We start from the raw sequence: 19,514 nt of genomic DNA, 5'->3' as shown, positions 1-19,514 counted from the left end.
CCCATGCGGCCGCGCAACCAGGCGATCGGATTTGCCATTGCGCGCCAATCCCGGCAACATCGGATGCAGCAAGGCCCGTGAAACCGGAATCCGCAGATGAACCAGCCAGCCGCCAGCACCTCGCCCAGGGTCTCGGACGAGATCCGCCGGACCACCTGCTACATGTGTGCCTGCCGCTGCGGCATCGATGTGCATATGAAGGACGGCCGCGTCGCCTATATTCAGGGTAACCGCGATCACCCGGTCAACCGCGGCGTGCTTTGCGCCAAAGGCTCGGCGGGGATCATGCAGGTCAACGCGCCCTCGCGCCTGCGCAAGCCCCTGCGCCGGGTCGGGCCGCGCGGATCGGGCGCGTTTGAGGAAATTTCGTGGGAGGAGGCGCTGGAGCAAGCCGCCGCCTGGCTGGAACCGATCCGGCGCAGCGATCCGTCGAAACTGGCCTTCTTCACCGGGCGCGATCAAAGCCAGAGCTTCACCGGCTTCTGGGCGCAGGGCTTCGGCACACCCAATTACGCGGCCCATGGCGGGTTCTGTTCGGTCAACATGGCCGCGGCGGGGATCCATACGATCGGCGGCTCGTTTTGGGAATTCGGCCAGCCCGACTGGGACCATACCCGGCTGCTGCTGCTTTTCGGCGTGGCCGAGGATCACGACAGCAACCCCATCAAGATGGGCCTGGGCAAGCTGAAGGCGCGCGGCGCGCGGGTGGTGGGGATCAACCCCATCCGCTCGGGCTATAACGCGATCGCCGACGACTGGTTCGGAATCACGCCGGGCAGCGACGGGCTGCTGATCCTGGCGCTGATCCATTGCCTGGTCGAGGCGGGCCGGATCGACCTGGACTATCTGGCGCGCTACACCAATGCGCCGGTGCTGCTGGACCGCGCCAGCGGGCTGCTGCGCCGCGACGATGCAGGCAGGCCGCTGGTGATCGACCGCCGCTCGGGGCGGCTCTGCCCCTTCGATCAGCCGGGCATCCACCCCGACCTGCGCGGCAGCGAGGGCGGCGACAGCACCGTTTTCCTTGCCATGCTGCAAGAATACCTGGACCCGCGCCATGCGCCTGAAAACGTGGCCGAACGCTGCGGCATCCCCGCAGCCCGCATCCGCGCGCTGGCCGCCATGATCGCCCATGCGGCCTTCGACCAGCCGGTGGAACTCGACCGGCCCTGGACCGATTTCAGGGGCGAGGTTCACCGCAAGATGGTGGGCCGTCCTGTCTCTTTCCACGCGATGCGCGGGATCTCTGCCCATTCCAACGGCTTCCAGACCTGCCGCGCGCTGCACCTGCTCCAGATCCTGATCGGCTCGGTCGAGGCGCCGGGGGGTTTCCGCTTCAAGCCGCCCTATCCCAAGCCAGCCGAGGCCCACCCCGTCCCCCATTTCGCCGCCCGCCCCGGCCAGCCGCTGGAGGGTCCCCACCTGGGCTATGTCCGCGGTCCCGAAGACCTGGCCCTGTGCGCCGACGGCAGCCCCGCCCGGATCGACAAGGCGTTTTCGTGGGAAAACCCGATGTCGGCGCATGGGCTGATGCATATGGTCATCTCGAACGCCCATGCGGGCGACCCTTACCGGATCGACACGCTGTTTCTGTATATGGCGAACATGTCGTGGAATTCGTCCATGAACACGCGCGGCGTGATGGACATGCTGACCGACCGGGACGAGGACGGCAATTACGCGATTCCCCATATCATCTATTCCGATGCCTATTCGTCGGAAATGGTGGCCTATGCCGATCTGGTCCTGCCCGATACGACCTATCTGGAACGTCACGACTGCATCAGCCTGCTGGACCGCCCGATCAGCGAGGCCGATGCGCTGGCCGATGCGATCCGCTGGCCGGTGGTCCGGCCCGACCGCGATGTCCGCAGCTTTCAGACGGTGCTGATCCAGCTTGCCAACCGCCTGAAGCTGCCGGGCTTCGTCGATGCGGATGGCGCGGCGATGTATCGCGACTATGCCGATTACATCGTCAACCACGAACGCAAGCCCGGCATCGGCCCGCTTGCGGGCTTTCGCGGCGACGGCACGGCGGTGGGCCGCGGCGCGCCCAACCCCGGCCAGATCGCGCGTTATATCGCGAACGGCGGCTTTTTCACCCATCCCGTCCCGGCCGAGGCCAGCTATTTCAAGCCCTGGAACAACGCCTATCAGGATTGGGCCGTTCGCATGGGGCTGGCCGACAAGCCCCAGCCCTATCTGTTCCAGATCTATTGCGAGCCGCTGGCCAGGTTCCAGAACGCCGCGAAGGGGCAGGGCGCGCGCCAACCCCCCGACCATCTGCGGCAGCGGATCATCGACACCATGTCGCCCCTGCCGATCTGGTATCCGCCCTTCGACGAGGCAGCGCAGGCCCGCGACTTCCCCCTGCATGCGCTGACCCAAAGGCCGATGGCGATGTATCACTCATGGGGCAGCCAGAATGCATGGCTGCGTCAGGTCCACGGCCATAATCCGATGTATCTGCCGATGCAGGTCTGGGAAAGGCATGGATTCGCGGAAGGGGACTGGGCGCGGGTCACCTCGGCCCACGGCGCGATCACGGTGCCGGTGGCGCTGCACCAGGGGCTGAACGGCGACACCATCTGGACATGGAACGCCATCGGCAAGCGCAAGGGCACGTGGGCGCTGGACGAGGACGCGCCCGAGGCGGTCAAGGGCTTTCTGCTCAACCACCTGATCCACGAACTGCTGCCGCCCCGCGGCGACGGGCACCGCTGGGCGAATTCGGACCCGATCACGGGCCAGGCGGCCTGGTTCGACCTGCGGGTGCGGATCGAGAAACTCGCGCCGCAATCCGCTTCGGACCCCGGCCTGCCGCCGGTCCTGTCGCCGGTCGGACGTGGACCGAAGGACCTTGCCTGGCGGGTCGGAACGAAAGGGAACGCGCCATGACCTGCCTGCCCGCCGCCACCGACCGGAAGCTGGGCCTGGTCATCGACCTGGACACCTGCGTCGGCTGTCATGCCTGCGTGATCGCCTGCAAGGGCTGGAATACCCAGTATCACGGCGCGCCCCTTTCCGATATGGACCCCTACGGCCCGCGCCCCGAGGGCACCTTCCTGAACCGCATCCACAGCTACGAGGCATTGCCCGACGACGGCGGTGCGGCGCAGATGGTGCATTTCCCGAAGTCCTGCCTGCATTGCGACAATGCGCCCTGCGTCACGGTCTGTCCGACCGGCGCCAGCTACAAGCGCGCCGAGGACGGCATCGTCCTGGTGGACGAGGACGCCTGCATCGGCTGCAACCTCTGCGCATGGGCCTGCCCCTATGGCGCGCGCGAATTGGACCGGGCCTCGGGGGTGATGAAGAAATGCACCCTGTGCATCGACCGTATCTATAATGAAAACCTGCCCCAAGAGGACCGCGTGCCCGCCTGCGTGCGCACCTGCCCGGCGGGGGCGCGCCATTTCGGCGATCTGGCCGACCCCGACAGCGCTGTCAGCCGACTAGTGGCGGAACGCGGCGGCTTCGACCTGATGGCGGAACTGGACACGGCCCCGGTGAACAAATACCTGCCGCCCCGGCGCAAGGACCGGCTGGAAAACGCCGCGCCGCCCCTGACCCCCATCGCGTCGGGCGGGGGGCTGGCCGGCTGGCTCGACCGGATGCTGGGAGGGGGCTGATGCATGCCGCCCCCTCGATCATCATCTTCACCGTCCTGTCGGGGGCGGGTTTCGGCTTGCTGGTCTTTCTGGGGATGAGGGGCGATCCGCCGCAGGGCCTCGTGGCCTTTGTGCTGTTCGCAATCGCCTATGGGCTGGCGGTTTCGGGGCTGGTGGCCTCGGTCTTTCACCTGGCCAATCCGCAAAGGGCGTGGCGGGCGTTCAGCCAGTGGCGGACAAGCTGGCTGTCGCGCGAAGGCTGGGTCTCGGTCGCGGCGCTGCTGGTCATGGCGCCCCATGCGGCGTGGCTGGTGTTCTTCGGCCAGCCGCTGCCCGTCCTGGGCTGGATCGGGGCGGCGCTGGCCCTTGGCGTGCTGTTTGCGACCTCGATGATCTATGCCCAGCTTGCGACGGTGCCGCGCTGGAATACGGCGCTGACGCCTGCCTATTTCGTGACCTGCGGCCTGGCCTGCGGCGCGCTGCTGGCGGGGCAGGCGGGACCGTCGCTGGCCTTGCTGGCCCTGCTTGGCGCGGTGCAACTGCTGTGCTGGTGGCGCGGAGACCGGCGCCTGGCCGCGCGCGGCCATGATCTGGCCAGCGCGACCGGGCTTGGCTTTCTCGGGCGGCTGCGGCTGTTCGAGCCGCCCCATACAGGCAGCAACTTCCTGCTGCACGAATTCGTCCATCAGGTCGGGCGCCGTCACCGCCCCAAGCTGCGCGCGATCGCCTTTGCGGCGCTTTGCCCGGTTCCGCTGGTCCTTGTCGGGCTGTGGCCGGCGACGGCGGGTTTTGCGCTGGCCTTCCTGTCCTGCATGCTGGGCTGCTTCGTGTCGCGTTGGCTGTTCTTCGCCGAGGCCGAACATGTCGTCGGCCTCTATTACGACGCGATCAGGGGACCCGCCCGCTAGGCTAGAACCCCAGCCGGTCGCGCAGCGAAAACCACGCCATCCCGGCGATCAGCAGCGGCTGGCGCAGCAGGCTGCCGCCCGGAAAGGCGGGGGGCCTGAGGCTGGCCATCACGTCGAAATCTTCGGCCTGGCCTGCGACGGCGCGGGCCATCAGCCTGCCTGCCAGCGTAGCCAGCGCGACGCCGTGGCCCGAATAGCCGCTGGCGGACATGCAGTTCGGCGCGGGTCGCGCGAAGCATGGCATCCGCGTGCGCGTGATCGCCAGCGTGCCGCCCCAGGCATGGGTCAGCCGCACATCGGACAGTCCGGGATAGATCTGCAACAGCGGCTTGCGCACCTTGGCGGCGATGTCGCGGGGAAAGCGATAGGTGATCGTCTCGCCCCCGCCGAAGATCAGGCGCCTGTCCTGCGACAGCCGCCAGTAGTTCACCACGAATTTCGTGTCATGCACCGCGATGTCGCGCGTCAGCACCTGCGCGGCGCGTTCGCCCAGTGGCTCGGTCGCCACGATGTAATTGTTGATCGGCATGACCCGTGCGGCGACGGTCCGGTCCAGATCGTCCAGATAGCCGTTGGCGGCAAGGATGACGTGGTTGCAGCGCACCCGCCCCTGCGCGCAATGCAGCACGCTTTCGCCGCCCGCGCGCGGGGCGTGGTCGATGCGGGTGACGGTGCTGTGATCAAAGATGCCGGCCCCCGCCTGCGCCGCCAGCCGCGCCAAGCCAAGGGCCAGGTTCAGAGGATGCAGATGGCCCGCACCCTCGTCCAGCTCGCCTGCACAGTAGCGGTCCGAGGGCAGGATGGCGCGGAACGCCTCGCGCCCCAGCGGCTGGATCAGGCCGTAATCGTAATGCCGCGCGAGATGGTCGATATGGCGCCGCGCCTCGTCATATTCGCGGGCCGAGCGGAAGGCATGGGCCAGCCCCGGATGATAGGGTACGCCGCTGCGCCCGGCGATGTCGCGGACCAGCGCCTTGGCCTCTTCCGCCAGGTCCCAAAGGCGGCGAGCGGTTTCGCGCCCTGCCATGCGCTCAAGCGCGTCCACCTCCAGCCGCTGGCCCGATCCGACCTGCCCGCCGTTGCGCCCCGATGCGCCGAAGCCCACCCGATGCGCCTCCAGCAGCGCGACCGAATAGCCCGCCTGCGCCAGGTGCCATGCGGCGGACAGCCCGGTATAGCCGCCGCCGACGATGCCCACATCCGCCCGCAGTTCGCCGCGCAGGGGGGCGAATTCGGGCGCCTCGTCGCGGGTCTCGGCATAGAGGCTGGGCGGATACTCCCCCGGCCGGTCGTTGAGATGAAGCAGGCCCATCGTCAGACGTTCAGCAGCAGGTGTTCGCGTTCCCACGGGCTGATGACTTGCAGGAATTCCTTGTATTCGTTGCGTTTTACAGATTGGTAGACGTCCACGAACTCGGACCCCAGCACCTCGCGCATGGGGGCGCTTTCGTCCATCAGGTCCAGCGCGTCGCCAAGGTTATAGGGCAGTTCGTCATCGGCCATATAGGCGTCGCCGATGCATTCGGCGCGCGGGTTCTGCTGCTCGATCAGCCCCAGGTAGCCGCAGGCGAGGCTGGCGGCCAGCCCCAGGTAGGGGTTGCAATCCATCCCCGCCAGCCGGTTTTCCACACGCCGCGATTCAGGCCCCGAGACCGGGACGCGCAGCCCCGTCGTGCGGTTGTCGCGGCCCCATTCCAGATTGATCGGTGCCGCGAAATCGGGGACATAGCGGCGGTAGCTGTTCACATAGGGCGCCAGCAGCGCGATGGCGGCGGGCAGGTGGTTCTGCATCCCGGCGATGAAATGCAGGAACTGCGGCGTTTCGCGTCCCTGGTCGTCGGAAAAGATGTTGCGCCCGGTCTTCAGGTCCACGATCGAGTGGTGGATATGCATGGCGCTGCCCGGTTCGTCCTCGATCGGCTTGGCCATGAAGGTGGCGAAACAGTCGTGGCGCAGCGCGGCCTCGCGGATCAGGCGCTTGAAGTAGAAGATCTGGTCGGCCAGATGCACCGGGTCCCCGTGGTTGAGGTTGATCTCGACCTGGCCCGCGCCGCCCTCTTGCAGGATGCCGTCGATCTCGAAGCCCTGCGCCTCGGCAAAGTCATAGATGTCGTCGATCACCTTGCCGTATTCGTCCACCGCCGACATGGAATAAGCCTGTTTTGCCGCCGCGCGCCTGCCGGTGCGGCCCATCGGCGGGATGATCGGCTGGTTCGGATCGACGTTGCGGGCGACCAGGAAAAACTCCATCTCGGGGGCGACGATGGGGCGCCAGCCCTTGTCTTCGTAAAGCTTCATCACCCGCTTGAGCAGGTTGCGCGGGGCGACCGGGATCGGGTTGCCCTGCGGGTCGCTGACGTCGTGGATGACCATCAGCGTCACGTCCGCCGTCCAGGGCGCGGCGGCGGTGGTCGAGAAATCGGGCGTCAGGATCATGTCCGGTTCCGTGAACGCGCCCGAGGGGTTGTCGGCCCATTCCCCCGTGATCGTTTGCAAAAAGATCGAGTTGGGCAGGTAGAACCGTTCCTGCTTGGCGAACTTCGAGGCGGGCATCGCCTTGCCGCGCGCCACGCCCGCGATATCGGCGACGATGCATTCGACCTCGTCCAGCCTGCGGCCCTCGACGTAATCGCGCGCCGCCTCGGGTGCGTCTTGCAGCCATTCGGGTTTCATGCGGCCCCCCTGTCGGTTGCCTTTGCGGCGCGGGGGGCCTTGAAGAAGCCCTCGAGCCGGTCGGCCAGAAGCCCTGCCTGCGGGCCGGGGTTTGCCGCGCCCATCCGATCCTGCGCCTGCCGGACCAGTTCGGGCGGCACCACCCCGGCCGAGCGGTGGCGGATCAGCCCCTGCACGAAACACTCGTCGAATTCAGGATGCGCCTGAACGGTCAGGGCGTCATCGCCATAGGCCAGCGCGGCATAGGGACACTGCGGATTGGATGCGATCACCTGCGCACCCGGCGGCAGTTCGACCACCTGGTCCTGGTGCCAGGCGTTCAGCACGACGGGCTGGCCGCCGAAGTCGTATTCCTGCGGCCCGACCACCCAGCCAGCAGGGCTTTTGACGACCTTGCCGCCAAGCGCCTGCGCGATGATCTGGTGGCCAAAGCAGATGCCGGCCAGCGGCACATGGGCGGCAAAGGCGCGGCGGATGAAATCCTCCAACGGGGGGATGAAGGGGTGGTTCTCATAGGTGCCGTGGCGCGATCCGGTCAGCAGCCAGCCCTGCGCGTCCTGGACGCTGGCGGGAAACTCCATCGCCTCGACATGCCACGAGGTGAAGCGGAAGCCGCGCCCCGCCAGCAGGTTTTCGAAAAGGGTGTCGTAATCGCCCAGTTCACCCCGGATGGCCTCGGGGGACTGGCCGCATTTCAATATGCCGATATGCATCGAATGGCTCTTGTTGGTTCGCTGCAAAGGTAGTCGCGCGGGGCCTGCGCGGCAAGTGCATCCGCCACGCGGCAAAAAGAGGACTGCCCCGGCACGGCCCGCCATGCTATCCACGGGCAAGTATCAAGAGGAGACCGCCATGCCCGCCCTGCGCGACGATATCGACCCGGATGGATTGCTTGAATATTCGGTCGTGTTCACCGACCGCTCGCTTAATCACATGTCGCGGCGCTTTCAGCAGGTGATGCGCGACATCTCGGCCACGCTGCGCGAGGTCTATGGGGCCGACAGCGTGGCGCTGGTGCCGGGCGGCGGTTCGGCGGCGATGGAATCGGTTGCGCGCCAGTTCGCCCGCGACGCCCATGCGCTGGTCGTCCGCAACGGCTTTTTCAGCTATCGCTGGAGCCAGATCTTCGAGGCGGGCGGTTTTGCCCGCGAAACCACCGTCGTCATGGCCCGCGCGACCGGAAACGAGCCGCAGGCCAGCTTTTCACCCCCACCCATCGAGGAGGTCGTCGCCAAGATCCGCGAAACCCGCCCCGATGCGGTTTTCGCGCCCCATGTCGAGACCGCGGCGGGGCTGATCCTGCCCGACGGCTACATCCGCGCCCTTGCCGATGCCGCCCATGAGGTGGGGGCGGTCATGGTGCTGGACTGCATCGCCTCGGGCGCGGTCTGGGTCGACATGAAGGCCACGGGGGTGGATGTGCTGATCTCGGCCCCGCAAAAGGGCTGGTCGGCCTCGCCCTCGGCGGGGATGGTGATGCTGTCGGATCGCGCCGCCGCCCGGCTTGAGGAAACCGCCAGCGACAGCTTCTTCCTGGACCTGAAGAAATGGCGCGCGATCATGGCCGCCTATGAAAACGGCGGCCACGCCTATCATGCGACCCTGCCCACCGACGCGCTGCAAGGGCTGCGCGACGCAATGGAGGAAACGCGCAGCATGGGCTTTGACGCCGCCCGCCAGGCGCAATGGCGGCTGGGCGACGGGGTGCGTGCCTTGCTTCGCGAAAAGGGCTTTCGCCTGCTGGCCGCCGAGGGTTTCGGCGCGCCGGGCGTGGTGGTCGCCTATACTTCGGATCCCGAAATCCACAGCGGCGCCAAGTTCCTGGCCCAAGGCGTGCAGATCGCGGCGGGCGTGCCCTTGCAGGTGGGCGAGGGCACCGATTTCCGCACCTTCCGCATCGGGCTGTTCGGGCTGGACAAGCTGGCCGATGTCGATGCCGCCATCGCGCGGCTGAGAACCGCGCTGGACGCGGTCCTGTAACCGGCAGGCGGGGCGCGCCTGCGCCCGGACAAGGAGGGTGCGCCCATGACCGACGACCGGAAGATGAACGGCGCCGAAAGCCTCGTGCGCAGCCTGTCGATGGGCGGTGTCGAGGTCTGTTTCGCCAACCCCGGCACATCGGAAATGCAATTCGTCGATGCGCTGGACCGCACCCGGCTGATGCGTTGCGTGCTTGGCCTGTTCGAGGGCGTCGTCTCGGGCGCGGCGGACGGCTATGCGCGCATGGCGGGCAAGCCCGCGGTGACGCTGCTGCATCTGGCGCCGGGGCTGGCGAATGCGGGGGCGAACCTGCACAATGCCAGGAAGGCGCGGGTGCCCATGCTGAACCTCGTGGGCAACCATGCGCTGCGCCACCTGCGCTACGACGCGCCGCTGACGGCGGATGTCGAGGGCGCGGCGGCGGTGTTTTCCGATTGGGTGCGCACCGCTGAGACCGCCGGGACCATCGCCCGCGACGCGATCGAGGGGCTGGCCGCCGCGAAGGGCCACCCCGGACGGATCGCGACCCTGATCGCGCCCGCGGACATCGGCTGGGACGAAGGCGGCCGGATCAGCCCGCCGCTGCCGCCCCAAGGCCCGCAGCCGCTGGACCCGCAGGTGATCCGCAGCGCGGTTTCGGCGCTTGGTCCGGGGACGCTGATCCTTTGCGGCGGCACCGTGCTGGAGGACCCGGATGCGACCCGCCTGCTGGCCGGGATCGCGCGGCAGACCGGGGCGCAACTGATGGCCCCCAACTCGACCCGCCGGATCGAGCGGGGGGCGGGCCGCGCCGATATCCCGCGCATCCCCTATCCCATCGACATGGCCCTCGGGCGGCTGTCCGGCTTCCGCCGCGCCATCCTGATTGAGGCGCAGGCGCCCGTCGCCTTCTTCGCCTATCCCGACCGCCCCAGCCTGCTGTTGCCCCAGGCGTGCGAGGTCATCCAGCTTGCCGGCTTCGACCAGGACGGGCGCGCCGCCGTCGAGGCGCTGGCCGATGCCATCGGCGCCAGGGCGATCCGCCCCAAGGACGCCCCCCGCCCCGAGGCGCCGCAGGCCGGGCCGCTGTCCGACGGGCCGCTGTCCGCCGCCATTGCCTCGGCCCTGCCCGAAGGGGCGATCATCGTCGATGAAAGCCTGACCAGCGGGGGCGAGGTCGAGGGGCTGACCGCCGGTGCGCCGCCCCATTCCTGGCTGGCGCTGACGGGCGGCGCCATCGGCATCGGGCCGCCGCTGTCCATCGGCGCGGCCATCGCCTGCCCGGACCGGCCCGTGGTGGCGCTGCAAGCCGACGGCTCGGCCATGTATACGATCCAGGCGCTGTGGACGCAGGCGCGCGAGCAGCTCAACATCACCACCGTCATCTTCGCCAACAAGAGCTATGACCTGCTGAAGCAGGAACTGTTCAATGTCGGCGCCAATCCCGGCCCGGATGCGCTGAACATGCTGGACCTGCGCCGTCCCGATCTGGATTTCGTCGCGCTGGCCAGGGGGATGGGCGTGCCCGCCGCCCGCGTCGAATGCGCGGCGGAATTGCACCGCATCCTGTCCGCCGCGATCCATGAACCCGGTCCCTTCCTGATCGAGGCGGTTCTATGAGCGGCTTTTCCTTTCTGTCGGGCCGCCGTCCCGCCGCCCATGCGCCGCAGGCGATGATCGCCACCTCGCATTCCCTTGCCAGCGCGGCGGGGCTTGCGGTGCTGGCCGAGGGCGGGACCGCCGCCGATGCCGCCATCTGCGCCAATGCGGTGCAATGCGTGGTCGATCCGCATATGACCGGGATCGGCGGCGACTGCTTCGTCCTCTATGCCCCCGCCGGGGGCGAGGTGCGGGCGCTGAACGGATCGGGCCGCGCGCCTGCCGCCGCCACGCCCGCCGCGATCCGCGCCACCGGGGCCAGCGCCATCGACAGGACCAGCGCCCATGCGGTGACGATTCCGGGGGCGGTCTCGGCATGGTGCCTGCTGCACCGCGATCATGGGTCGCTGCCGCTGTCGCGCCTGTTCGCCCCCGCGATCCGCTATGCCCGTCAGGGTTTTCCCCTGTCCGCCCGCGTCGCCTGGGATTTCGGGCGCTATGCCAAGGATCTGCGCGGCGATGCCCATGCCAGCGCGCTGTTCCTGCCCGGTGGCAAGGTGCCGGTCGCGGGGCAGGTGCTGACCCAGCCCCTGCTGGCCGCCCGCCTGCACGAGATCGCCGAACACGGGGCCGAGGCCTTCTATACCGGCCCCACCGCCGCTGCGATGGTCCGGCACTTGCGGTCCCTTGGCGGGTTGCAGGACGAACAGGACTTCCGCGACGGCCTGGAAGCCGCCCGGTGGGAGCAGCCGATCAGCGCCAGCTATCGCGGCCACGAGGTTGTGGAATGCGGCCCGAACGGGCAGGGGCTGATCGCGCTGATGATCCTGCGGATGCTGGAAGGCTTCGACCTTGGCCCCGATCTGCCCTTGGCCGACCGCATCCATTTGCAGGCCGAGGCGACCAAGCTGGCCTATCACCACCGCGACGCGCTGCTGGCCGATCCCGACCATTGCGCGGGGCTGGCCGACCGGCTGCTGTCGGATGATCTCATCACCGGGCTGCGCGCCCGCATCGACCCCGCCCGCGCGCAGCCCCCGGTGCTGTGGAACGAGGCCGAACACAAGGACACGATCTGTCTTTGCGCGGTGGACGGGCAGGGCAATGCGATCTCGTTCATCAATTCGATCTACTATCCCTTTGGCTCGACGCGGCTTTGTCCCGAAACCGGGGTGCTTTTCCACAATCGCGGGGCCTCGTTCCGATTGCACGAGGGTCACCCCAACGCCATCGGGCCGGGCAAGCGTCCGATGCATACGATCATTCCCGGAATGCTGCGCCATCGGGGGCGGGTCGTCATGCCCTTTGGCGTGATGGGTGGCCATTACCAGGCGGCGGGCCATGCGGCCTTCCTGTCGGATATGCTGGACCGCGGGATGGACCCGCAAGCGGCGATGGAGCAGCCGCGCAGCTTTGCCTTCGACGGGGAATTGCAGCTTGAGGCGACGGTGGACGAGGCCACGCGCCGCGACCTCGCCGCAAGGGGGCATCGGCTTTCGATCCTGGCCAAGCCCATCGGGGGCGCCCAGGCGATCTGGATCGACCATCGGACGGGTTGCCTTGTCGGCGGGTCGGACAGCCGCAAGGACGGCGTTGCCATCGGTTTCTGACGCGAAAAGGCCGGCCCCCAGGGACCGGCCTTTCCATGTTCGTGAAGGGTGGCTGTTACTGCACCAGCGCCTTGCGGTTCTGGACGTGGCGCACGGCCAGCTTGCGGCCAAGACGGCCCGATGCCAGCAGGCGCGCGCCGGGAATCGCGTCCGCTGCATCCGTGTCGCGCAGGTTGGGAAAGAGGGTGAAGATCTCTTCCCGTGCGGCATGGCCCAGGGATTTGAGCGCCTCGGCCCCGGTGTAGAGCGATTCCGTTTCGGCGCCCTCGGACAGGACGATTTCGTGCCGGTCGAACAGGATGTGGAAATATTCCACCTCGGGCAGATCCGATACGACGTCGATCCCCTCGATCTGCAAAAGCTGCTTGGCGGCGACCAGCACCTCGTCGCAGCCGAAGATCTTCTGCGCGATGCGCGAGCGCACCAGGACCCGGTGCTGCGGCGACACCAGCAGGTCGCGCTCGGGCTTGCCCGCGCCAAGCGTGCCCGCCTTGATGCGGATCGGCGCCAGGTTGGGCGCGGTGGCCAGGATGGAGGCCCCCAGCTTGCGCGAGCCGATCCAGCGGATGGGCTGCATGCCGTTGTCGCGGGTCCAGACCTTCATCCCCTCGCGCAGGTCCTGGATCGGCAGGGCGCCGAACTCGGTCTCGATCAGGGTGCCGCGCACGAAGCAGGGGAAGCAGGCGCGGTCGGTGAAGATGCTGTCATAGCACAGGTCGAAATCCTTGGGGTTCTTCGAGAATTCGACCGAGACGATGGGACGCGAGGTCATCATCTCGATTTCCTTGACCGAAGCCTTGACCGGGGGCGGCATGATGAAGGTATTGCCGCCGGTGTCCTGCATCACGCGCACGGACATCTTCACCGTTTCGGTCGTGCCGTCCTCGTTGAGGAAGGTGACCGAGGTGTTCTTGACCAGAAAGGCGCTGTCGACGTGATAGTCCTTGGACGAGCCGGTCGCATCATGGGTGATGGTCTCGGGCTTGCCGTGCTTGCCCCAATGCTTGCCGCCAGACTGGCCGTTGTCCTTGATGATGCCGTCGCCGTTCTTGTCGTTCAGGTTGACCTCGACCAACTGGCTGTAAAGCGGATTGTCCGGGTCGCCGAATCCCTTGCCGCCCAGGTATTTGTGGGCATATTCGGCACCGGGTTTCTTTTCGTTCGGGTCCATGTCGGGCAGCTTGCCGATATGGATCATGTCCTCGCATCCCGGTTCCTTGGGACCGCAATGGCCGTCCTTGCCCGGATGCTTGTCGCCGTGGTCGTCTTTTCCGGGATGCTTGCCGCCGTGACCGCCCTTGCCGGGGTTCTTGTCCCAATGACCGCCCCCCTTGCCGGAATTCTTGCCGCCGTGGAAATCTTTCATCGCAACACCTTTTAAAATCAGATACGCAGCTTGCCGCGCGTAATCGGTTGCCTGCCTGCGACTGCGATTGGGGCCGGGGTTCTTGCGCGGGCAGAAACGGCTGCACGACAAGGCCCGCGACCCTGCGCGAACAGGGCCTGCCAAACAGGGCAAAGGCAGCTATCGGGATAGATTTCGCAATGAAATTAACAAGTTGAAAAACCGAACAGGTCAGTTATTCGCCTGGAGCAGGAAAAGCGGTCCAAAAATGAAAAAGGCCGGGACAAGCCCGGCCTTTTGCTGTCTTTCCTGCCCTGTGGGCCGCGATCACTCGCGGTTGCCCAGGAACTGAAGCAGGAACATGAACAGGTTCAGGAAGTCCAGATACAGCTTCAGCGCGCCCATGATCGCGGTCTTGCCCAGGAAATCCTGATCGGATCCGGCCAGCGACAGATAGGTGTTCTTGATGTTCTGCGTGTCGTAGGCGGTCAGGCCCGCAAAGATCAGCACGCCGATCACCGAGATCGCGAATTGCATCGCGCTGGATTGCAGGAAGATGTTGACGATCATCGCGACGATCAGGCCGATCAGCCCCATCATCAGGAAGGTGCCCATCGCCGACAGGTCCTTCTTCGTCGTATAGCCGTAAAGCGACAGCCCCGCGAAGGCGATGGCGGTCACCAGGAAGGTCTGGACGATCGAGAAAGAGGTATAGGCGACGAAGATCCAGCTGATCGAGATGCCCATCACCGCTGCGAAGGCGTAAAACAGCAGCGTGGCGCCCTGCACGGACAGGCGGTTCAGCGCAGCCCCGAAGGCGAAGACCATCAGCAGCGGCGCGAACATGACGGCCCATTTCAGCGGGCTGACATAGAGCGTGCGGCCAAGCTCGGTCAGATATTTGCCTTCGCCCAGCATATAGGGCGTCGGGGTCGCGGACAGCGTCAGCCCCGACAGGCCCCAGGCGGTTGCGGCGGTAAGAAGCATGCCCACAGCCATCAGGCCGTAGACCTTGTTCATATAGGCGCGAAGCCCTGCATCCACGGCGGCCGAGTGTGCTGCGGTCCCGGCCGTGCGGATCGTGTTGTAATCTGCCATCGTTTCTCCCCGGTCAGAAATCGCGGTGCGACCCGGTCGGTCCACCGTTCCCTTGGCATGAATATCGTGAGTTTAGCCGTTTTTTCAATGCCGCAGTGCATAAAAACGCATCGATCAACAGCTTGTCAGATCGTCCGGCCCGTTCGCGGCCTGAACCTCTTGGTTCAAACTGGGAGCGGCATCGGCGGATTTCCACTTTTCGGACGTGTCCTCGGGGGTTTTTCGCCTTTAATGCGTATTGAGGCTTGGCAATATCGAAAACCGTTGTAGAAAATAGGCGCGGCTGAGTTTTGTGTGTTTGGCCGGGCTGGGCGATCCTGTTCCGTTCGGGCCGTATTTTGGTGTTTTCTGGTCCCGCGGACGGATCATCGCCGTTTTGGACAAGTGAGGTGTTGGTATGAAACATAATGTAGACCTGCATGTCGGCAAGCGCATCCGCCATCGTCGCTGGATGATCGGCATGACGCAGCAGCAACTGGCCGAAAAGGTCGGCATCAAGTTCCAGCAGATTCAGAAATATGAAACCGGCATGAACCGCGTCTCGGCTTCGCGCCTGTGGGACATCGCCCAGGCCGTGGACGTGCCCGTCAGCTTCTTCTTCGAGGGCCTGACCGAGGACCGCAGCCGGCAAGAGATCGAGGGCGATATCCTTGCGGACAAAGAGGCGCTGCAACTGGTCCGGGCCTATTACGCCATGCCTGAAGTCCAGCGCCGCCAGATTTTCGAGCTTGCCCGCGTCCTTTCGGACGCCGCCTGATCTTTTCCCGATCCGCCGGGCGGATTGCGGCTGTCCGCGCGGATCAAGGGGACGGCCATGACAGATATTGACGATATCCGCGCGACTGCCCATCTGCTTGCCGATGCCGCGCGGGCCGAGACGTTGCGCCTGTTCCGCGACCCCGCCCTGCGGCCCGACAACAAGGCGGGGCAGGGCTATGACCCGGTGACCCAGGCCGACCGCGCCAGCGAAAAGGCGATGCGGGCGATTCTCGCCGCGCGGCGGCCCGGCGATTCGATCCTGGGCGAGGAATACGGGTTCCAGCGGGGCGATTCGGGCCTGACCTGGATCCTGGACCCGATCGACGGCACCCGCGCCTTCATCGCGGGCGCGCCGACTTGGGGCGTCCTGATCGGCGTGGCGGATGAAAGCGGTCCGATCTACGGCATCATCGACCAGCCCTATACCGAGGAACGGTTCGAGGGCGGCTTCGGCCTTGCCACGCTGACCAGCCGCCGCGGCGTCGCGCCGCTTGCCGTGCGCCGGGATGTGGAACTGGGGCAGGCGCTTTTGATGTCGACCTATCCCGAGGTCGGCTCGGCCACGGATCAGGCGGGTTTCGCGCGCGTGGCAAGCCGGGTGAAGCTGACCCGCTACGGCATTGATTGCTATGCCTATGCCCTGCTTGCCGCCGGTCACGTCGACCTGGTGATCGAGGCGGGGCTGCAATCCTACGATATCGCCGCCCCGATCGCGGTGATCCGGGCCGCCGGGGGCATTGTCAGCGATTGGGAGGGCGGGCCTGCCCACGAAGGCGGGCGCGTGATTGCCGCCGCCTCGCCCGAATTGCACGCCGCCGCGCTGGAATTGCTGGCGGGCTGAAGGAAATGCACCGCACCTGATTGTCGCCGCGCGGGCAGCGCACTATGTTGCGCCCACGATTGGATCCCCGCACGACAGGAGCGCGCCGATGACCACGACCCGCGACGCCGACACGCCCCTGGACGATGAGTTCACCCCGGTCAGCGAATCGATCGGCAGGATCATCGAGGCGGTGGACGACGGCGACCAGGCCGCGCTGGATCAACTGCTGGAGCCGATGCACGCCGCCGATATCGCCGACGTGATCGAGCAGCTTTCGCCCGCGCGCCGCCGGGCCTTCCTGTCGCTCTATTCCGGCGAGATCGACGGCGAGATCCTGTCCGAGATCGACGAATCGATCCGCGAAGAGGTCGTCGACCTGCTGCCGCACGAAATCGTCGCCGAAGCCGTCCGCGAGATGGACAACGACGACGTCGTGGACCTGCTGGAGGACCTTGAGGAAACCGACCAGCGCGCGCTTCTGGCCGCGCTGGACGATTCGGACAGGGCCGCGGTCGAGCAGTCGCTGACCTATCCCGAGAACTCGGCCGGGCGCCTGATGCAGCCCGATGTGGTGACCGCGCCCGAGCATTGGACCGTCGGCGACGCCATCGCCTTCCTGCGCTCCGAGGACTGGCTGCCCGACCAGTTCTATCACGTTGTGCTGGTCGATCCGCGCCGCCATCCGACGGGCTATGTCACGCTGGGCAAGATCCTGTCCTCGCGCCCGCAAATGCTGCTGAAGGACATCGCCGAGGACAGTTTCCGCACCGTCAAGGCGCGGCAGGACGAGGGCGACGTCGCCTATATCTTCAACCAGTATCACCTGATTTCGGCCCCGGTGGTGGACGACCACGACCGGCTGGTCGGCATCATCACCATCGACGACGCCATGTCGGTGCTGGACGAGGAACATGAAGAGGACTTCCTGCGCATGGCGCGGGTGGCCGAGGACAGCCACGTTTCCGACAGCGCTTTCGCCACCGCGCGCCAGCGGCTGCCCTGGCTGGTCATCAACCTCTGCACCGCCTCGATCTCGGCGCTGGTGATCGCGCAGTTCGAGGACACGCTGAGCGCGCTGGTGATCCTGGCTGCGCTGATGCCGATCGTGGCCTCGACGGGCGGCATCGCAGGGACGCAATCGCTGGCCGTAGCCGTGCGGGCACTGGCCACGCGCGAGTTGACCGCTGCCAATGCCCGGCGCGTGATCCTGCGCGAGTTGATGGCGGGGTTGCTGAACGGGTTGGGGCTGGCGGTGATCCTGTTTGCCGCGGGCGCGCTGCTGCTGGGCAGCCCGTGGATCGGCGCGGTTCTGGGCATGGCGATGATCGCCAACCAGATCGTCGCGGCCACCGGCGGGGTTCTGGTGCCGCTGGCGCTGAGCAGGCTGGGGCTGGACCCGGCGCTGGCCTCGGGGACTTTCGTCACGACGATGACCGACGTGATGGGCTTTTTCGCTTTCCTGGGGTTGGCGTCATGGATGCTGCTATGACCGCCCTGGCCAAGGAACGGCTGCGCCACCAGGCCCTTGCCGCCCGGTCGGGGGGGGGGGACGCGGCAAGCCTGATGCGCCATCTGCAAGATGTGCTGGCGGCCCGGCCCGGCGCGGTCCTGTCGGGCTATTGGCCGATCCGCGACGAGGCCGACCCGCGGCCCGCGATGGCCGCCCATGCCGGGCCGCTGTGCCTGCCCGTGGTGACGGCGCGGGGAACGCCGCTGATCTTCCGGGCATGGGACGGCGATCCGACCAGGCTGGAGCGGGGCGGTTTCGGCACCCGCCACCCCGAAGAAGGCGCGCCCGAGGTTCTGCCCGAGGTGCTGATCGTGCCTCTGGCCGGTTTCGACAGGCGCGGCAACCGGCTGGGCTATGGCGGCGGCTATTACGACCGCACGCTGGAGAAGCTGCGCCGCGGGGGCGATGTCCTGGCGGTCGCGCTGGCCTGGGCGGTGCAGGAACTGCCCGATATCCCGGTCGAGCCGGTGGACCAGCCGATGGACCTGATCGTGACGGATCGCGAGATCATCCGGCCCTGAGGTTCCCGTTTTGGGGTCGGCCCGGCAGGCGGCATGATCGGCGCTTGCGGGCGATGTCGCATGGGTATTTGGGTGATGAAGAAACCGGGCGCGGCGCCCGATGCGGTCAGGCCGGGGGCAATTCGTAGGACCAGGGCGGGTTTGCGCCGGGGCGCGAGACCGTGATCGCCGCCGCGCGCGTGCCAAGGTCGAGGGCCGCGCCGAGAATGTCGCGGTCGATACCGTCCATTCCCCGGGCCAGCGCGCCCTTTTGCGACAGGGCGGCCAGCACACCCGCATTGAAGGTGTCGCCCGCGCCGATGGTGTCGGCGACGGCGACCTTGACCGCCCTTGCCGCGATGGCCTGGCCTTGCCAATGGGCCGTGGCGCCCTCGTCGCCGCCGGTTTGCAGGATGATGCGGGGGCCGAGGTCCTGGATCCGTGCGATGGCCCGCCGCCCCCCCTGCGGGTGCAGCCAGTCGAGGTCGTCGGCCGAGAGCTTGACGATATCGGCGCGCGAGATGAGCCGGGTCAGCCTGTCGCGAAAGCCGGATTCGTCCCGGATGAAGAAGGGGCGGATATTGGGGTCCAGCATGACCGGGACGCTGCGGGCGCGGGCCTGTTCGACCAGCTTCTCGATCGTGGCGCCGCAGGGGTCGGGGACGAGGCTGATGCCGCCGACGAACAGCGCCGAGGTGGCCGGGGGCAGGGGCGGCAGGTCCTGCGGTGCGAACATGCGCCCGGCCGAGCCTTCGTCGTAGAAGGAATAGCGCGCCTCGCCATTTTCGAGCGTGACGAAGGCCAGCGTCGTCAGCCGGTCGGTGCGCGGGCAAAGCGTGATGTCCACCCCGGCCTGTTGCAGGGGCGCCAGCAGCATCTGGCCGAAGGGATCGCGCGAGATCGGCCAGAGGTAGGAAGTCGCCACCCCCAGCCTGCCCAGCGCGATGGCGGTGTTGTAGACCGAGCCGCCGGGCAGCGCGCGAAAGCCGCCGCCTTGCGGGATCATGTCGATCAGCGATTCGCCCGCGCAAAGGATCACGCGCCTGCCCCCCATCGTTTCCCCTGCCGTATTAGAGCAAGGTTTTCCTTCGGGAAAGGGGGTGCGGATGGCCGGGCCGG

General features: G+C 67.1%; 16 protein-coding genes. 10 read left to right on the top strand and 6 right to left on the bottom strand.

Translation table 11 applies throughout. The annotated features are described in order from the left end of the window. The first annotated feature begins 96 nt into the window (after positions 1-96). The 3 genes from Q0O97_RS04420 to Q0O97_RS04410 are packed head-to-tail and all read left to right on the top strand — an operon-like array spanning position 97 to position 4,519. On the top strand, positions 97-2,898 hold the full coding sequence (locus tag Q0O97_RS04420; protein ID WP_294925459.1) for a molybdopterin oxidoreductase family protein: 2,802 nt from the start codon (positions 97-99) through the stop codon (positions 2,896-2,898). After that, positions 2,895-3,632 carry a 4Fe-4S dicluster domain-containing protein gene (locus Q0O97_RS04415; RefSeq protein WP_294925456.1) on the top strand — a complete coding sequence of 246 codons (738 nt, stop codon included), beginning with the start codon at positions 2,895-2,897 and terminating at the stop codon, positions 3,630-3,632. The genes Q0O97_RS04420 and Q0O97_RS04415 overlap by 4 nt, the downstream gene beginning before the upstream one ends. Further along, positions 3,632-4,519 carry a DmsC/YnfH family molybdoenzyme membrane anchor subunit gene (locus tag Q0O97_RS04410; RefSeq protein WP_294925454.1) on the top strand — a complete coding sequence of 296 codons (888 nt, stop codon included), beginning with the start codon at positions 3,632-3,634 and terminating at the stop codon, positions 4,517-4,519. The genes Q0O97_RS04415 and Q0O97_RS04410 overlap by 1 nt, the downstream gene beginning before the upstream one ends. 1 nt (position 4,520) lies before the next feature. On the opposite strand, the gene Q0O97_RS04405 is transcribed toward Q0O97_RS04410, so the two are convergent. Genes Q0O97_RS04405 through Q0O97_RS04395 form a run of 3 tightly spaced genes read right to left on the bottom strand, consistent with a single transcriptional unit; the run spans position 4,521 to position 7,905 of the window. After that, positions 4,521-5,831: an FAD-binding oxidoreductase gene (locus Q0O97_RS04405; RefSeq protein WP_294925451.1), complete on the bottom strand. Its 1,311-nt coding sequence runs from the start codon at positions 5,829-5,831 to the stop codon at positions 4,521-4,523. 2 nt (positions 5,832-5,833) lie between these two features. After that, positions 5,834-7,192, bottom strand: a complete 1,359-nt coding sequence (locus Q0O97_RS04400) for a glutamine synthetase family protein (protein WP_294925448.1) — start codon at positions 7,190-7,192, stop codon at positions 5,834-5,836. After that, positions 7,189-7,905 (bottom strand): type 1 glutamine amidotransferase, encoded by a 717-nt coding sequence (locus Q0O97_RS04395; protein WP_294925445.1) that lies wholly within the window; start codon positions 7,903-7,905, stop codon positions 7,189-7,191. The genes Q0O97_RS04400 and Q0O97_RS04395 overlap by 4 nt, the downstream gene beginning before the upstream one ends. Positions 7,906-8,044: 139 nt before the next feature. On the opposite strand from Q0O97_RS04395, the gene Q0O97_RS04390 reads away from it, so the two are divergent. The 3 genes from Q0O97_RS04390 to Q0O97_RS04380 are packed head-to-tail and all read left to right on the top strand — an operon-like array spanning position 8,045 to position 12,360. After that, complete coding sequence (locus tag Q0O97_RS04390) at positions 8,045-9,172, top strand: aminotransferase class V-fold PLP-dependent enzyme (protein ID WP_294925442.1); 1,128 nt, start codon at positions 8,045-8,047, stop codon at positions 9,170-9,172. 45 nt (positions 9,173-9,217) lie between these two features. Continuing rightward, positions 9,218-10,771: an acetolactate synthase large subunit gene (locus Q0O97_RS04385; protein WP_294925439.1), complete on the top strand. Its 1,554-nt coding sequence runs from the start codon at positions 9,218-9,220 to the stop codon at positions 10,769-10,771. Continuing rightward, entirely contained in the window at positions 10,768-12,360 is a 1,593-nt protein-coding gene (locus tag Q0O97_RS04380; RefSeq protein ID WP_294925436.1) for a gamma-glutamyltransferase family protein, read from the top strand. Before Q0O97_RS04385 ends, Q0O97_RS04380 begins: the two co-directional genes overlap by 4 nt. A 55-nt stretch (positions 12,361-12,415) precedes the next feature. Here the strand turns inward: Q0O97_RS04380 and Q0O97_RS04375 are convergent, their stop codons facing one another. Together Q0O97_RS04375 and Q0O97_RS04370 are read right to left on the bottom strand one after the other, a co-directional pair. Beyond that, entirely contained in the window at positions 12,416-13,726 is a 1,311-nt protein-coding gene (locus Q0O97_RS04375; RefSeq protein ID WP_294925432.1) for a Hint domain-containing protein, read from the bottom strand. A 306-nt stretch (positions 13,727-14,032) separates the two neighbouring features. Then, a complete protein-coding gene (locus tag Q0O97_RS04370; RefSeq protein WP_294925429.1) occupies positions 14,033-14,803 on the bottom strand; it encodes a Bax inhibitor-1/YccA family protein in 771 nt (256 codons plus the stop codon). A 397-nt stretch (positions 14,804-15,200) separates the two neighbouring features. On the opposite strand from Q0O97_RS04370, the gene Q0O97_RS04365 reads away from it, so the two are divergent. The 4 genes from Q0O97_RS04365 to Q0O97_RS04350 all read left to right on the top strand — a co-directional run bounded on the left by Q0O97_RS04365 (position 15,201) and on the right by Q0O97_RS04350 (position 18,416). Continuing rightward, complete coding sequence (locus Q0O97_RS04365; RefSeq protein WP_294925426.1) at positions 15,201-15,560, top strand: helix-turn-helix transcriptional regulator; 360 nt, start codon at positions 15,201-15,203, stop codon at positions 15,558-15,560. 57 nt (positions 15,561-15,617) lie between these two features. Beyond that, positions 15,618-16,403, top strand: a complete 786-nt coding sequence (locus tag Q0O97_RS04360; RefSeq protein WP_294925423.1) for an inositol monophosphatase family protein — start codon at positions 15,618-15,620, stop codon at positions 16,401-16,403. Positions 16,404-16,491: 88 nt separating this feature from the next. After that, the gene (mgtE, locus tag Q0O97_RS04355) at positions 16,492-17,874 is read left to right on the top strand and encodes a magnesium transporter (RefSeq protein WP_294925419.1); all 1,383 of its coding nucleotides are present in this window, start codon (positions 16,492-16,494) and stop codon (positions 17,872-17,874) included. Beyond that, complete coding sequence (locus Q0O97_RS04350; protein WP_294925416.1) at positions 17,871-18,416, top strand: 5-formyltetrahydrofolate cyclo-ligase; 546 nt, start codon at positions 17,871-17,873, stop codon at positions 18,414-18,416. The genes mgtE and Q0O97_RS04350 overlap by 4 nt, the downstream gene beginning before the upstream one ends. Positions 18,417-18,522: 106 nt before the next feature. Here Q0O97_RS04350 and Q0O97_RS04345 read toward each other — a convergent pair whose 3' ends face one another. Beyond that, positions 18,523-19,434 carry a carbohydrate kinase gene (locus Q0O97_RS04345; protein WP_294925603.1) on the bottom strand — a complete coding sequence of 304 codons (912 nt, stop codon included), beginning with the start codon at positions 19,432-19,434 and terminating at the stop codon, positions 18,523-18,525. Positions 19,435-19,514 lie beyond the last annotated feature (80 nt).

It is taken from the genome of uncultured Paracoccus sp., from assembly GCF_945915435.1.
Taxonomy (GTDB): domain Bacteria; phylum Pseudomonadota; class Alphaproteobacteria; order Rhodobacterales; family Rhodobacteraceae; genus Paracoccus.
Note: the sequence above shows the minus strand (reverse complement) of the source record. Positions and strands in the feature narration are given on the sequence as shown.

What these genes read in the sequence shown, in the direction of transcription:
- Q0O97_RS04420 (WP_294925459.1), top strand. Translation starts at nt 97, where the DNA reads ATGAACCAGCCAGCCGCCAGCACCTCGCCCAGGGTCTCGGACGAGATC.
- Q0O97_RS04415 (WP_294925456.1), top strand. Translation starts at nt 2,895, where the DNA reads ATGACCTGCCTGCCCGCCGCCACCGACCGGAAGCTGGGCCTGGTCATC.
- Q0O97_RS04410 (WP_294925454.1), top strand. Translation starts at nt 3,632, where the DNA reads ATGCATGCCGCCCCCTCGATCATCATCTTCACCGTCCTGTCGGGGGCG.
- Q0O97_RS04405 (WP_294925451.1), bottom strand. Translation starts at nt 5,831, where the DNA reads ATGGGCCTGCTTCATCTCAACGACCGGCCGGGGGAGTATCCGCCCAGC.
- Q0O97_RS04400 (WP_294925448.1), bottom strand. Translation starts at nt 7,192, where the DNA reads ATGAAACCCGAATGGCTGCAAGACGCACCCGAGGCGGCGCGCGATTAC.
- Q0O97_RS04395 (WP_294925445.1), bottom strand. Translation starts at nt 7,905, where the DNA reads ATGCATATCGGCATATTGAAATGCGGCCAGTCCCCCGAGGCCATCCGG.
- Q0O97_RS04390 (WP_294925442.1), top strand. Translation starts at nt 8,045, where the DNA reads ATGCCCGCCCTGCGCGACGATATCGACCCGGATGGATTGCTTGAATAT.
- Q0O97_RS04385 (WP_294925439.1), top strand. Translation starts at nt 9,218, where the DNA reads ATGACCGACGACCGGAAGATGAACGGCGCCGAAAGCCTCGTGCGCAGC.
- Q0O97_RS04380 (WP_294925436.1), top strand. Translation starts at nt 10,768, where the DNA reads ATGAGCGGCTTTTCCTTTCTGTCGGGCCGCCGTCCCGCCGCCCATGCG.
- Q0O97_RS04375 (WP_294925432.1), bottom strand. Translation starts at nt 13,726, where the DNA reads ATGAAAGATTTCCACGGCGGCAAGAATTCCGGCAAGGGGGGCGGTCAT.
- Q0O97_RS04370 (WP_294925429.1), bottom strand. Translation starts at nt 14,803, where the DNA reads ATGGCAGATTACAACACGATCCGCACGGCCGGGACCGCAGCACACTCG.
- Q0O97_RS04365 (WP_294925426.1), top strand. Translation starts at nt 15,201, where the DNA reads ATGAAACATAATGTAGACCTGCATGTCGGCAAGCGCATCCGCCATCGT.
- Q0O97_RS04360 (WP_294925423.1), top strand. Translation starts at nt 15,618, where the DNA reads ATGACAGATATTGACGATATCCGCGCGACTGCCCATCTGCTTGCCGAT.
- mgtE (WP_294925419.1), top strand. Translation starts at nt 16,492, where the DNA reads ATGACCACGACCCGCGACGCCGACACGCCCCTGGACGATGAGTTCACC.
- Q0O97_RS04350 (WP_294925416.1), top strand. Translation starts at nt 17,871, where the DNA reads ATGACCGCCCTGGCCAAGGAACGGCTGCGCCACCAGGCCCTTGCCGCC.